Source organism: Massilia sp. Root335 (genome assembly GCF_001425685.1).
Lineage (GTDB): Bacteria > Pseudomonadota > Gammaproteobacteria > Burkholderiales > Burkholderiaceae_D > Telluria > Telluria luteola.
This window is the reverse complement of sequence record NZ_LMCY01000069.1, coordinates 1-11826: the sequence shown is the minus strand read 5'-3', so window position 1 is coordinate 11826 and position 11826 is coordinate 1. Positions and strand designations below refer to the sequence as shown.

The window sequence follows — 11826 nt, the reverse complement described above, 5'->3', positions numbered from 1 at the left end:
GAGAATAAGTCATGAAAGCTACTCGTACCCTTGCCGCCCTCGTCGCGGCCAGTGCGCTCCTCGGTGGCTGCGCCAGCCAGTCGTCCCAGCCCTCGTACGCCAATGACGGCTACCGCAGCGGCTACGACAACACGGCTTCGACGGGCTACGGCACGATCGAATCGATCCAGGTGAGTACCGGCGAAGCCCGCACGAGCGGCGCCGGGGCGATCGTCGGCGGCCTCGTCGGTGCGCTGGCGGGCAACCAGGTCGGCAGCGGCGGCGGCCGTACCGCGGCCACCGTGGCCGGCGGCGTGGCGGGCGCGGCGATTGGCAACCGCGTGGAGGCGAATCGCAATCCGGAAGGCCAGCAGATGTACTCAGTCAATGTCCGCCTCGACAATGGCGAATACCGCACCGTCGTCCAGGACAATGTGTACGACCTGCGCGTGGGCAACCGTGTGCGTATCGTCGACGGGCGCGTCTATCGTTACTGAGTGTCTTCCGGCAGCGCAGCCATCCTGTCCAGCCGGCGCGAGCCGGCTTTTTCGTGGCCGCGCGATCCGAAGTGTTCCGCAGTGTTCCGACACCCACGGCGCACATAAAAAGACGGCGTCCAATCAATGATTGCGACGCCGCTCAAGCCCCACCATATTCGTGATCGGCAACGACTCGGGGTCGATGTCGACGCGTTGTCCCTAGTATGCCACTTGCTGCGCGCGTTTGCGCTGCAAGTACCAACCGAGCGCGCCCAGGATGACGGCGACGCCCAGCGCCGGCTTGCCGAGCTTGCGCTTGCGGATGAAGCCCAGCACGGTCAAGGCGTACGGCGCCATCACCGAGATGCTCGTGCCGGTCGGCTTGAGCAGCGCGTCGGCCCGGGTACGCAGCGCCCAGGTCGCGTGGTCGATGGCCGAGTGCAGCATCACCTCGGGACGGGCCGCGTGCTTGATCTGCGCGCGTGCGTGGGCGACGCCCGTGCGGAAGAACTCGCCGTCGCGCAACAGGGCCCGCTTGCGCTCCTCGTGGGAGCCCTGGGTGTGATGGCCTATCGTCTTTTCCATGTCGTGATCCTTTCTGCTTACATCAGCATGTCGCGGTCGTTGCGCAATTCCTTCATGGTCTCCGGGAACGCCAGCTTGCCCTGCTTGAGCAACGAGAGTCCCTTCATCACGAGGATCAGGGTGATCACGGCGAACACGGCGAACATGACGAGCAGGATCTTCCACCCCATTTCGTCCCAGGCCAGGGCCACGATCATGGCGGTGCCGTAGGCCAGCGCGAACCACGTGGCGAGGGCGGCCAGCGCGAAGATGGCCACGAGTTCGATCACGTGATTGCGCACTTCCGACAGCTCGAGCGCGGCGAGTTCCACGCGCGACACCACGAGGCCGAACAGGTTCCTGGCCAGGCCCGTGATCCCACCCATGAGGCCGGGGCTATGCACGACGGTTTCGTTGTTATCCATGGCTGCCCCCGACCGTTATTATTTGCGGCCCAGAATGACACCCAGCAGCAGACCGACGCCGGCCGCCACGGCCACGGTGCGCCATGGGTTGTCCTTCACATAGACATCGGCCGTATGCGCCAGTTCCTTGCCCTTGACCATGGCTTGACCCTGGTATTTGCTGGCCTTGCCCAGCGCCTCGTCCAGCAGTTCCATGCCGCGCTCGCGCAGTTCGTCGGCCTTGTTGCCCGTGAGGGAGGCGGCGGCGCTCAGCAGCGACTGGGCGTCCTTGACGAGCGCTTTCATGTCGCCCGAGGTGTCTTTCGCGGCGCCGTTGACGGCCGATGCGTTGCCGTTGGCGCGGCTGATGGTATCCAGCATGATGTGCTCCTTGTTATTGGTGGGTAGGTAAAAAGTTCAGGCCAGCAGGTCGCGCATGTCGTCGGCGTGCTCTTCCTCGACGGCGAGGATCTCGGTCAGCATGATCTTGGTGGTCGGATCGCTGTCGCCGATGGCCTGGATCATCTGCCGGTACGATTCGATCGCCACGCGCTCGGCGATCAGGTCGGCGCGGATCATCGCCTGCACGTCGTCCGAATCGTCGTACTCCGCATGGCTGCGCTGGGTCAGCGTGGCCGGATTGAAATTCGGCGAGCCGTTCAGCTGCACGATGCGCTCGGCGATGCGGTCGGCGTGGTCCTGTTCCTGCTGCGCGTGCTCGAGGAATTCGGCCTTGATGTGGCCCGTGTTCGGACCGCTGACCGTGAAGTAATGGCGCTTGTAGCGCAGCACGCACAGCAGCTCGGTCGCGAGCGCGGCGTTGAGCATCGCGATCACGGCTTCGCGGTCGGCCGCATAGCCTTCCGTCACGGCGCCGTCCTCGAGATTGGCGGCCGCGCGGCGGATTTCCGCGATGTCGAAGCCGTGCGCCAGGTTGGATGCGTTCTGTTCCATGATGAATCTATCCTCGTTTCTGTGGTGGGTTCAAGCTTCAGCGCTGCGCCGCTCGCGGCGGGATCGTCGCGCCCTCGTTCGACAGCACGATCTCCACGCGGCGGTTCAGCTGGCGGTTGGATGCCGTGTCGTTCGACGCGACCGGGAAGGCCTCGCCGTAGCCGCGCATGCCGATGCGTTCGCGCGGCACGCCGAGGCTGGCCAGGGCCTGCGCCACGGACGCCGCGCGGCGCTCGGACAGGTCCTTGTTATGGGCCGCGCTGCCGGTGCTGTCGGTAAATCCTTCGACCATGACGGTGCGGTCGGGGTTCTGCATCATGATCTCGGCCAGCTTGCGCACGTTCGCCATGCCGTTCGCGTTCAGTTCCGCGCGGTCGGTGGCGAACAGCACGTCGCCGATCGTGACGACCATGCCGCGGTCGGTCTTCTGCGCATGCAGTTCGGCGAGCAGGGCTTCCAGGTGCGCCGCGCGGTCGGCCTGCTGGGCCGCCTGCTGCTGGGCCGCGGCGGCCTGCTGCTGGGCATCCTGGGCCTGCGCCTGGGCAGCAGCGGCCTGTGCCTGGGCGGCGGCCGCGTCGCGCTTGGCGCGGTCGGCCTCGGCGGTGCGGGCTTCCAGCTGCACGCGGTCGCGCTGGCGGCTCGCGTTGGCGACCTCGGCCTCCGCGGCCTTGGACTTCGCCACTTCCTGGGCCGTGGCGATGCGCTGCTTGGCGACGTAGGCCAGGCGGTCGATCGTGTCGAGGCTCTCGCGCTGGGCGGCGGCCTGGTTGGCGCGGTCGAGCGCCTCGCCGGCCTGCTTGAATTCCATCGGTGCGTACGTCGCGACCTGCGGATTGTTGTTGGCGGCAACGAAGTCGGCACGCGCTTCATCCAGCGTGGGCGTCGTGGTCGGTACGGTGCTGCACGCGGCCAGCGCGACGGTGCCGGCAAGTACGATGGCCTTCAGGAATTTCAATGTCATGATGCTTCCTTTCTGCGGTCTGGCGCGCCTTCACGGCGCGGTTCTTGTCGTCGGATGAAGCTGCAGTACTGCCCTGATCAGTGCTGGTCGGAATTGGCGCGGTCGACTTCCTGGCGCAGCACGCGCAGGTCCTCGTTGAGCGCATCGGCGGCGGCCGTGGCCTTGGCCGAATTGGCCTTGCTCTGCGCCAGCTTGGCGTCGGCCTGGGCCTGGACCGCCAGTTCGCGCGCCGTCTTGTAATCCTTGGCGGCGAGCGCCTGGTTGGCGCGCATCATCTTGTCGCGCGCGGCGTTGATCTCGACCGGCGCCAGCTCCGGCGCGCCGGCCGACACGGCGTTCTCGACCGCATTGTGCGAAACCGCGACGGCAGCCGTGGCCGGGGTCTTTTCCGGACTGGCGCAGGCGGCCAGCGAAAGTACCGCGGCGGCCGCGCCGACCCGCATCAGCAGGTTCATCGATTTCGTATCCATCTTGCGACTCCATTCTTGAATAGTGTTGGTAACGTTATAACCCTCCAGCCCGCCGAGATCGGTTCGCTGGCGCACATAGACACTCCCTTGGCCTTCCTGCGGCCGGGCTACGGTGCGGCACCGCACATTGACGGACTGACCTTTGCGATAATCTCCGATCAACCCATCCCACCAGAACAAATAAAAGGAAGGCCATGACAGCCCAACAGCCCAAGCCCGGCGCGCACATGTCGCGTCCGGTCAAGATCACCCTCGGCATCGTCGGCGTGCTGGTGGCGATCCCCGTCATCGCCATCATCATCCTGCTCACGTTCGACTGGAACCGCATCAAACCCTGGCTCGACGACAAGGTCAGCGACGCGATCGAGCGCCCGTTCGCCATCCGCGGCAACCTTGCCGTGCATTGGGAGCGTCCGTCCGACAGCATACCGAAAGGCCAGCGCACGTGGCGCGATTACATCCCGTGGCCGCACCTGTATGCGGACGACGTCCACGTGGGCAACCCCGCCGGCCTGCCGCAGCGCGACATGGCGAGCGTGCGCCAGTTCTCGTTCTCGCTCGATCCGTTCGGCCTGCTGACCCACACGATCCACGTGCCGGTGCTGCGCTTCGACGGCCCGCAGGCCGAGCTGCTGCGCACGGACGCCACGCACTACAACTGGGTGTACAAGCCCGAACAAAAGAAATCGAAGTGGACGCTCGACCTCGAGCGCGTCGTGCTGAACAAGGGCACCGTGCACGTCGTCGACGCCGTCACCAAGGCCGACGTCACGGCCGACATCGACACGATCGCGAACGACCCCACGTACGGCATCGCCTGGACCCTGCGCGGCGAGTACAACGGCGCGCCCGTCGGCGGCGGCGGCAAGGCGGGCGCCGTGCTGTCGCTGCGCAACCAGGACGAGCCGTTCCCCGTCAAGGCCGACGTGCGCTCGGCCAACACCCGCATCGCGGTCGAAGGGACGGTCACGCGCCCCGCCCACCTGGCCGGCATCGACCTGCGCCTGACGCTGGCGGCGCCGTCGATGGCGCGGCTGTATCCGTTCACGGGCGTGCTGCTGCCGGAGACGCCCGCGTTCTCGACGGAAGGCCACCTGACGGGCGAACTGGGCAAGGACAAGAGCCGCTGGGTCTACGACAAGTTCAAGGGCAAGGTGGGCCAGTCCGACATCGCCGGCCGCCTCGAATTCGCGACCGGCAAGCCGCGCAACAAGCTGACCGGCAACGTCGTGTCGCACCAGCTGCGCTTCGCCGACCTCGGCCCGCTGATCGGCGCCGACTCCAACGCGAGCAAGCGCGCGCGCGGCGTCGCCGACGTGCAGCCGGAAGGCAAGGCCCTGCCCGTCGAGAAATTCCATACGGAGCGCTGGAAGGTCCTGGATGCCGACGTGCGCTTCACCGCCGACCGCATCGTCAAGGACAAGGACCTGCCGATCAGCAAGCTGCAGAGCCACGTCGTGATGAACGACGGCGTGCTGACCCTGCAGCCCCTCGATTTCGCGATGGCCGGCGGCAACGTCAACTCGAACATCAAGCTCGACGGCAGCGACGCCGGCAACCCGATCAAGGCCACGGCCGACGTCAAGGCGCGCGACATCCACATCAAGGAATTGTTCCCGCAGATCGAAAAGATGCAGGCGACCGTCGGCTCGATCTATGGCGAAGCGAAGCTCACGGCGACCGGGGACTCCGTCGGCGCGATGCTGGCCGACGCCAACGGCGAAGTGAAGGGCCTCGTCAGCCAGGGCGTCGTCAGCAAGCTCCTGCTCGAGGAAGCGGGCCTGAACGTCGGCAACGTCATCATCACAAAACTGTTCGGCGACAAGGAGGTCAAGCTGAACTGCCTCGCCGCCGACCTCGGCGTGAAGGACGGCGTGGCGAACACGCGCACGTTCGTGCTCGACACGGACGACGCGATCGTCGACATCAATGGCTGGGTCAATATGTCGACCGAGCAGTTGAACCTGCGCATCAAACCGGAGACGAAGGCGCTGCGCGTGTTCACCTTGCGCACGCCGTTCTTCGTGCGCGGCACGTTCAAGCATCCCGACCTGTCGCTCGACAAGAAGGTATTGGCGCTCAAGGGCGGCGCGGCAGCCGCGCTCGCGATCGTCGCGGCACCGGCCGCGGCCCTGCTTCCGCTGATCAACACGGGGCCGGGCAAGGACAGCCCATGCAACGCCCTGCTGGCGAAGGCCGGTGCGAAGCCGGTGGCACCGCCGCCTGGCAAAAGCGCCAAGCGTTGAGGCTGGCACAGTGTTATTTGTCGTACAGAGCGCTATGCGATGCACATGTAAGCTGGAGTCATGGTAAGGCCGGCGTCGTTCCCGAACACAGGCCGGCATCGCGAGGAAGCGCAGGCGTAATGAAACGTTTCGGTATTGGCAAGGTCCCGGCAGCATCGGCAACGGCACTGCTGGCGGCCCTGGCACTATGCGGGATCGCGGGATGTGCGACTGCGCCACCCTCGGCGGCCGTCCGGCAGACCGACGACACCCGCATCACGGCCGGCGTGAAGACTGCCCTCCTCGGCGATGCCAGCCTGAAGGCAAACGAGATCGACGTCGACACGGACCAGGGTGTCGTCAGGCTGAGCGGATTCGTCAGCTCGGCAGACGACGTGGCGGCGGCCGCCGCGGCCGCGCGCACCGTGAGGGGCGTGAGATCGGTCAGGAATGAGCTGCGCCTCAAGTGAGCATTGGAAACCGTGAAGAAGCGTAAGCAACCCACCTCAAGGAGATCATCATGAAAACCATCAAGCACATCATCGTGACCGCATCGCTGGCAACCGTGGCCCTGGGCCTGTCCGGCTGCGCCGGCATGTCGACGCAGGACCGTAACACCGCCATCGGCGCCGGCGCCGGCGCAGTGGTCGGCGGCGCACTGACCGGCGGCAGCGCGGTCGGCACCGTCGGCGGCGCGGCCGTGGGCGGCGTGATCGGCAACCAGGTCAAGTCGACGCACTGAGCACGTGTGACGCGGCAGTGAAGGACGCCCCGCGAGCCGGGGCGTTTTTTTCGTCGTCGCCGCTGGACACGTTTGCGGACCGGACCTGCTTCGTGGGCACGGGGTGCCCACTCTACGGGGTGAGCACGTTTGACGCGGTGATCGGGGCGGGTGACAAAATCATGCGCGTGCCGGCTGGCACAATCTATCACCGCGTGGAGAGGTTGCAAAATCGCGCACGTATCGGGGATGCGCAACCGTAGGGCGCACGGCCCTCGCCCACGACATACGGGCTGACGCATTACCGTAGGGTGGGCGGCCCCCGCCCACGATGCCGAGATGCCGAGATGCCGACAAAAGGACTCAGGCCAGCACCGGCGCCCCCACGCCCGCCCCCGCTTCGCGCACGATCTCGTAGCAGGTGCACGCCGCCGCGGCCAGCCGTTCCGGGTCGAGGATCTCGATATTCCCGCGGCTGTAGTTGATGAGCCCCTGCTGCTGCAACGCGCTGGCGGCCTTGGTGACGCCCACGCGGCGCACGCCCAGCGCGTGGGCGAGGAATTCGTGGGTCAGGTGGAATTTGTCGGATTGCAGGCGGTCGCGCGTGACGAGCAGCGAGCGCGCCAGCCGCGCTTCCAGCACGTGGTAGCGGCTGCACACGGCGATCTGGATGGCCTGGGCCAGCAGCGAATCGGTGTAGCGGTACAGCACGCGCTGCAGGACCGGATTACGGGCGAATTCGGCGCGCAGGCGGGCGGCCTCGATGCGGCTCGCGCTGCCCGCGCGCTGCACCACGGCGCGCACCTGGGTCGTGTCGTGGCCGAGGGCCACCGTGGCGCCCAGCATGCCTTCGCGGCCGACGAGACCGACCTCGAGCGTCATGCGGCCCTCGGCCACGGCCATCAGCGAGATCAGGCAGTCGTGCGGAAAATAGATGTGCCGGATGACGTCGCCCGGCTCGCACAGGACCGCGCCGACGTCCACCTTCACCTGGTCGAGCGCGGGCAGCATCCGGGCCAGTTCCTGCGGCGGCAACGCGGCCAGCAACAGGTTGGCATTGTGCTCGGCGACCACGGGTGGAGCGGCTGAGTTCATCGGACCCTCGCGGTTGGACTTCATCGGTTCACACGGTGGCTGAGGTTCGAAAACAAAACAGCGGTATTTACACCGTCCGGAAACATTTGCAAACAACTTTCAGTCAGCCTACCGGCCACGCCATGGCAAGTATGTACGGTGACGCACGGAACGGGGTGTTGTTGCCAGGGACAATGGAAACGTACCGGACTCAGGGGCTTGCGGCCCCACACCGTCCCCACAGACACCGGAAAGGATAGCCATGGAAACGCACCCCACCCCGCCCGCAAGGGCCAGGCAACACCCCCTGCTGATCGCCGCCGCGATCGCGATCATCCTGTTCTGCGCCATCGGCACGGCCGCCATCATGGGCTGGTTGCCGACGTCGACCGGCGGCAACCGCGGCCAGTTGAACGACGCCGACCGCGCCGCCCTGTCGGCCGGCCTGCAACAGCCGGGCCAGCCGGGTTACGCGGTGCCCAATGCCTTGCCGCCCGCCACCGTACCGGCCGCGCCGCTCGCGGCACAACCGCTGGCGTCCCCGGGCGTCGCTGCGCCGGGCTATGCTGCGCCGGCACCGTCCACCTATCCGGCACCGGCGGGCGCCCAGGCCTACGGCGACAGCGGCAGCCAGGGAGCGACCGGCGCCGGCACCGATTACGCCGCCGCGCCGGTGGAACCGCGGACCGTGCATAAACCGACCCGCGTGGCGCAAGCCGACACCCGCGAGAACTGGTGCGGCAACTGCGGCAACATCGAATCGATCCGACTGATCAAGACGCGCGCCCAGGGCAGCGGCGTGGGCGCGGCCGGCGGCGCCATCCTCGGCGGCCTGCTCGGCCACCAGCTGGGCGGCGGCCACGGCCAGCAACTGGCGACCGTCGCCGGCGCGGTCGGCGGCGCCGTCGTCGGCAACCAGGTCGAAGGCAACATGAAGGCCGACTCCAGCTACGAAATCCGGGTCCGCCTGGACGACGGCACCCTGCGCACCTTCCACCAGCACAGCGTGCCGCCGTGGCGCACGGGCGACCGCGTGCGCATCGTCAAGGGCACGCTGCGGTCCGCCTGAACGGGGGGAGCATGTGCACGACGAACCGGGGCTGCGGCCCCGGTTTTGTTTTTGTACGGCCGACGTGCTATGTTGAAGACGGGTGCCGGCTCGCATGGATCGCACCTTGTACGATCGCTCACTAAGTTTTCTTTTTCGCAATGTGCGCTGGCGCACGGATGAGTTCGCCTGCGCACATAAGAATCGACCTCAGCTTCATACGGCAGAGAACACTCAAGCGAAAGGACGTGACATGAACAGCGTGGCATGGATCGGCATCATTCTCTGGGGACTTCTCCTGACGGGCTTCGGCCTGGTCAGCGCGGGCCCGGCACCGCAGGCCGCAACGGCCGACCTGGCGGCCCAGGACGTGTTTTTCCTCATCACGGGCGGCCTCCTGACCTGCCTGATCGGCTTCCTGGGACTGATGGGCTTCATGGGCTGGATCCCGGGCTTGCACAAGGAGCAAAAAAGCGCGATGTAATGTACGGCATCGTACGGAGCGCAGAGGTCGATAGTTCGATACTGGAAACACGGCAAGCAAGCCGTCAACCTCCCGCCGTCAACCATGAGGACATCATCATGCTCTATACAATTGCCGTCATTCTCATCATTCTGTGGCTCGTCGGTCTGGTAACCTCCTACACCGTCGGCGGTTTCATCCATATCCTGCTGGTCGTCGCCGTCATCATGATCCTGGTGCGCCTGATCAGTGGCCGAGGCATATAGTCATCACGACGAAGGCACGCACCGTCGTGCCGAACCGCAGCGACGTGCGGTCCTGACCGATCCGTTTCGCGGTCGTGCCTGCTACTGCGGGTGCGACCACGAAACGGATATTTTTTTTTGAAGGAGACTCCCCATGAAAACAACCCTGATCCGTTCGACCCTGTGCGCCACCGCCCTCGCCGTGGCCGCCACCGGCTGTGCCGACATGAACCAGACCCAGCGCGGCACCGCCAGCGGCGCCGGCATCGGTGCCGGCCTCGGCGCGATCCTCGGCGCCACGACGGGCGGCGGCGGTTCCGGCCGGGCCACGCGCGGCGCGATCCTGGGCGCGGCGGCGGGCGCCGTCGCCGGCAACGTCTGGTCGCGCCACATGGAACAGCAGCGCCAGGCGATGGAACAGGCCACGCGCGGCACCGGCGTGCAGGTCTCGCAGACGTCCGACAACCGCCTCAAGCTAGAGATCCCGAGCGACATCTCGTTCGACACGAACCGCTCCGACATCAAGCCGAATTTCCGCCCCATCCTCGACCGCTTCGCCGCCACCCTGAACGAGAATCCGGCCACCAACGTGACCATCATCGGCCACACGGACAACACGGGCGGCGACCAGATCAACCAGCCGCTGTCGCTCGACCGCGCCGCCCACACGCGCGACTACCTGACGGCGCGCGGCGTGAATCCGGCCCGCATCACGGTCGAAGGCCGCGCTGCCCGCGAGCCCGTTGCCTCGAACGACGATCCGGCCGGCCGCGCGCGCAACCGCCGCGTCGAAATCTTCGTCGGCGAACCCGCCCAGCAAGGCTGAGCGCGCCGGCGCAGGTGCGCGCCGGATCTCACGACGCACGGTGTATCCTCCGGCAAGGCCAACCACAGGAGATGCCATGTCCAGCGACACGGTGCGCATCGTCCGCGAGGAAATTCTCTCGGACCATTATCTGCCCCTGAAAAACGTCACCTACGCGTTGCGCCGCCATGACGGCGACCTGCAGGTGCAATCGCGCGAGGTCTACGACAGCGCGGACGGCGCCGCCGTGCTGCTGTACAACCGTACCCATCGCTCGGTCGTGCTGACGCGCCAGTTCCGCGTCGGCGCGCGGCTGGCCGGCCACGATGGCTTCCTGCTCGAAGCGGCGGCCGGCATGCTGGATGGCGCCGACCCAGCCACGCGCGCGCTGGCCGAGGTGCGCGAGGAAACCGGCTACGACATCGAGCGCGTGCAACCGGCGCTGCAGCTGTATGCCAGTCCGGCCTCGACCACGGAACGCGTCCACCTGTTCGTCGCCGAGTACGAGCGCGAGCGGCGCCGCGACGGCGGCGGCGGCAATGCCGAGGAAGGCGAGGACATCGAGGTCGTGGAACTGGATTTCGACGACGCGCTCGCCATGGTCGAAACGGGCGACATCGTCGACGCCAAGACGGTGCTGCTGCTGATGTACCTGGAGCGCAAGGTGCTGGGGCGGCACGGCGAAGCGTCGTGATCGCGCATCGATGACAAGGAACCCATGACGATGAACAAAAACATTGCCCTCACCCTCCTGCTGGCCTGCGCCTGCGCGGCGCTCCCCGCCGGCGCCCAGACCATGAAGCCGGGCCTGTGGTCGCTGTCGAACCAGGTCACGTCGAGCGATCCGGCGGTGGCGCAAGCGATGGCCGCCGTGCAGCAGCAGATGGCCAGCATGTCGCCCGAGCAGCGCCGGCAGATGCAGCAGATGATGCAGCAGAACGGCGTGCAGCTCGACATCGGCGCGGGTGGCGCACTGCAGACGCAGCTGTGCATGACGCGCGACATGGCCGAGCGCAAGGAATTTCCCGTCCAGCAGGGCGACTGCAAGCAGACGTTCACCCAGCAGTCGGCCACCCGCGGCCACATCGCCTTTACCTGCACGAAGCCGCGCGTGAGCGGCGAAGGCGACGTCACGTCGGACGGCGACACGCGCTACCGCGCCCGCATGAAGATCAGGAGCGACGAACAGGGGCGCAACCAGGTCGTCGACATGGACGTGACCGCCAAATGGCTGGCGGCCGACTGCGGCAACGTCCGTCCGATCGCCGTCCCGCGGGCAAAATAGCGGCAAACCCCGGCGGGACGTCCGGCCAGGCCGCGTGCCTGGCTTTTTATTGTCGACGCGCCGCGTTGGTTTTGCCCCAGACAACTTGCCCAAAACCGGGCTCTGACCCTAATGCCGTTAAGTTAAGCGGCAAGTTCAGCAACGATCGC

17 protein-coding genes are annotated in these 11826 nt (G+C 66.8%); 10 read left to right on the top strand and 7 right to left on the bottom strand.

What is annotated here, in order from left to right; translation table 11 throughout:
• Positions 1-11 precede the first annotated feature (11 nt).
• Positions 12-476: a glycine zipper 2TM domain-containing protein gene (locus ASC93_RS28485; protein ID WP_056450748.1), complete on the top strand. Its 465-nt coding sequence runs from the start codon at positions 12-14 to the stop codon at positions 474-476.
• Positions 477-677: 201 nt separating this feature from the next.
• On the opposite strand, the gene ASC93_RS28480 is transcribed toward ASC93_RS28485, so the two are convergent.
• The 6 genes from ASC93_RS28480 to ASC93_RS28455 form a co-directional block, all read right to left on the bottom strand.
• Positions 678-1043, bottom strand: a complete 366-nt coding sequence (locus tag ASC93_RS28480) for a hypothetical protein (protein ID WP_056450745.1) — start codon at positions 1041-1043, stop codon at positions 678-680.
• 17 nt (positions 1044-1060) lie between these two features.
• Complete coding sequence (locus ASC93_RS28475; protein WP_056450742.1) at positions 1061-1447, bottom strand: phage holin family protein; 387 nt, start codon at positions 1445-1447, stop codon at positions 1061-1063.
• Positions 1448-1465: 18 nt separating this feature from the next.
• Complete coding sequence (locus tag ASC93_RS28470) at positions 1466-1732, bottom strand: YqjD family protein (RefSeq protein ID WP_056450972.1); 267 nt, start codon at positions 1730-1732, stop codon at positions 1466-1468.
• A 111-nt stretch (positions 1733-1843) separates the two neighbouring features.
• Entirely contained in the window at positions 1844-2380 is a 537-nt protein-coding gene (locus ASC93_RS28465; protein ID WP_056450739.1) for a bacterioferritin, read from the bottom strand.
• Between the two features lie 37 nt (positions 2381-2417).
• Complete coding sequence (locus tag ASC93_RS28460) at positions 2418-3341, bottom strand: OmpA family protein (protein WP_056450735.1); 924 nt, start codon at positions 3339-3341, stop codon at positions 2418-2420.
• Between the two features lie 77 nt (positions 3342-3418).
• Positions 3419-3811: a DUF4398 domain-containing protein gene (locus ASC93_RS28455; protein WP_056450732.1), complete on the bottom strand. Its 393-nt coding sequence runs from the start codon at positions 3809-3811 to the stop codon at positions 3419-3421.
• 194 nt (positions 3812-4005) lie between these two features.
• Between ASC93_RS28455 and ASC93_RS28450 the strand changes: the two genes are divergently transcribed.
• The 3 genes from ASC93_RS28450 (at position 4006) to ASC93_RS28440 (ending at position 6778) form a co-directional block, all read left to right on the top strand.
• Positions 4006-6057: an AsmA family protein gene (locus ASC93_RS28450; RefSeq protein WP_229412911.1), complete on the top strand. Its 2052-nt coding sequence runs from the start codon at positions 4006-4008 to the stop codon at positions 6055-6057.
• A gap of 119 nt (positions 6058-6176) precedes the next feature.
• Positions 6177-6506: a BON domain-containing protein gene (locus ASC93_RS28445; RefSeq protein WP_056450726.1), complete on the top strand. Its 330-nt coding sequence runs from the start codon at positions 6177-6179 to the stop codon at positions 6504-6506.
• 50 nt (positions 6507-6556) lie between these two features.
• The gene (locus ASC93_RS28440; protein WP_056450720.1) at positions 6557-6778 is read left to right on the top strand and encodes a glycine zipper 2TM domain-containing protein; all 222 of its coding nucleotides are present in this window, start codon (positions 6557-6559) and stop codon (positions 6776-6778) included.
• A 342-nt stretch (positions 6779-7120) separates the two neighbouring features.
• Here ASC93_RS28440 and ASC93_RS28430 read toward each other — a convergent pair whose 3' ends face one another.
• The gene (locus tag ASC93_RS28430; RefSeq protein ID WP_056450965.1) at positions 7121-7852 is read right to left on the bottom strand and encodes a Crp/Fnr family transcriptional regulator; all 732 of its coding nucleotides are present in this window, start codon (positions 7850-7852) and stop codon (positions 7121-7123) included.
• Positions 7853-8093: 241 nt separating this feature from the next.
• Between ASC93_RS28430 and ASC93_RS28425 the strand changes: the two genes are divergently transcribed.
• From ASC93_RS28425 to ASC93_RS28400, 6 genes are all read left to right on the top strand, one after another.
• Positions 8094-8900 carry a glycine zipper 2TM domain-containing protein gene (locus tag ASC93_RS28425; protein WP_056450715.1) on the top strand — a complete coding sequence of 269 codons (807 nt, stop codon included), beginning with the start codon at positions 8094-8096 and terminating at the stop codon, positions 8898-8900.
• Between the two features lie 232 nt (positions 8901-9132).
• Positions 9133-9363: a hypothetical protein gene (locus ASC93_RS28420; RefSeq protein WP_056450713.1), complete on the top strand. Its 231-nt coding sequence runs from the start codon at positions 9133-9135 to the stop codon at positions 9361-9363.
• A gap of 98 nt (positions 9364-9461) precedes the next feature.
• Complete coding sequence (locus ASC93_RS31235; protein ID WP_157202169.1) at positions 9462-9608, top strand: lmo0937 family membrane protein; 147 nt, start codon at positions 9462-9464, stop codon at positions 9606-9608.
• 133 nt (positions 9609-9741) lie between these two features.
• The gene (locus ASC93_RS28410; RefSeq protein WP_200958422.1) at positions 9742-10413 is read left to right on the top strand and encodes an OmpA family protein; all 672 of its coding nucleotides are present in this window, start codon (positions 9742-9744) and stop codon (positions 10411-10413) included.
• A 76-nt stretch (positions 10414-10489) separates the two neighbouring features.
• Positions 10490-11086 carry an NUDIX domain-containing protein gene (locus ASC93_RS28405; RefSeq protein ID WP_056450703.1) on the top strand — a complete coding sequence of 199 codons (597 nt, stop codon included), beginning with the start codon at positions 10490-10492 and terminating at the stop codon, positions 11084-11086.
• 30 nt (positions 11087-11116) lie between these two features.
• Positions 11117-11677 carry a DUF3617 domain-containing protein gene (locus tag ASC93_RS28400; protein WP_162251959.1) on the top strand — a complete coding sequence of 187 codons (561 nt, stop codon included), beginning with the start codon at positions 11117-11119 and terminating at the stop codon, positions 11675-11677.
• Positions 11678-11826 lie beyond the last annotated feature (149 nt).

Bases quoted from the DNA above. Each gene is read 5' to 3' on its own strand.
- ASC93_RS28470 (WP_056450972.1), bottom strand. From the start codon at position 1,732: ATGAAAGCGCTCGTCAAGGACGCCCAGTCGCTGCTGAGCGCCGCCGCC.
- ASC93_RS28430 (WP_056450965.1), bottom strand. From the start codon at position 7,852: ATGAACTCAGCCGCTCCACCCGTGGTCGCCGAGCACAATGCCAACCTG.
- ASC93_RS28460 (WP_056450735.1), bottom strand. From the start codon at position 3,341: ATGACATTGAAATTCCTGAAGGCCATCGTACTTGCCGGCACCGTCGCG.
- ASC93_RS28485 (WP_056450748.1), top strand. From the start codon at position 12: ATGAAAGCTACTCGTACCCTTGCCGCCCTCGTCGCGGCCAGTGCGCTC.
- ASC93_RS28400 (WP_162251959.1), top strand. From the start codon at position 11,117: ATGAACAAAAACATTGCCCTCACCCTCCTGCTGGCCTGCGCCTGCGCG.
- ASC93_RS28420 (WP_056450713.1), top strand. From the start codon at position 9,133: ATGAACAGCGTGGCATGGATCGGCATCATTCTCTGGGGACTTCTCCTG.
- ASC93_RS28405 (WP_056450703.1), top strand. From the start codon at position 10,490: ATGTCCAGCGACACGGTGCGCATCGTCCGCGAGGAAATTCTCTCGGAC.
- ASC93_RS28425 (WP_056450715.1), top strand. From the start codon at position 8,094: ATGGAAACGCACCCCACCCCGCCCGCAAGGGCCAGGCAACACCCCCTG.
- ASC93_RS28445 (WP_056450726.1), top strand. From the start codon at position 6,177: ATGAAACGTTTCGGTATTGGCAAGGTCCCGGCAGCATCGGCAACGGCA.
- ASC93_RS31235 (WP_157202169.1), top strand. From the start codon at position 9,462: ATGCTCTATACAATTGCCGTCATTCTCATCATTCTGTGGCTCGTCGGT.
- ASC93_RS28475 (WP_056450742.1), bottom strand. From the start codon at position 1,447: ATGGATAACAACGAAACCGTCGTGCATAGCCCCGGCCTCATGGGTGGG.
- ASC93_RS28440 (WP_056450720.1), top strand. From the start codon at position 6,557: ATGAAAACCATCAAGCACATCATCGTGACCGCATCGCTGGCAACCGTG.
- ASC93_RS28480 (WP_056450745.1), bottom strand. From the start codon at position 1,043: ATGGAAAAGACGATAGGCCATCACACCCAGGGCTCCCACGAGGAGCGC.
- ASC93_RS28450 (WP_229412911.1), top strand. From the start codon at position 4,006: ATGACAGCCCAACAGCCCAAGCCCGGCGCGCACATGTCGCGTCCGGTC.
- ASC93_RS28465 (WP_056450739.1), bottom strand. From the start codon at position 2,380: ATGGAACAGAACGCATCCAACCTGGCGCACGGCTTCGACATCGCGGAA.
- ASC93_RS28410 (WP_200958422.1), top strand. From the start codon at position 9,742: ATGAAAACAACCCTGATCCGTTCGACCCTGTGCGCCACCGCCCTCGCC.
- ASC93_RS28455 (WP_056450732.1), bottom strand. From the start codon at position 3,811: ATGGATACGAAATCGATGAACCTGCTGATGCGGGTCGGCGCGGCCGCC.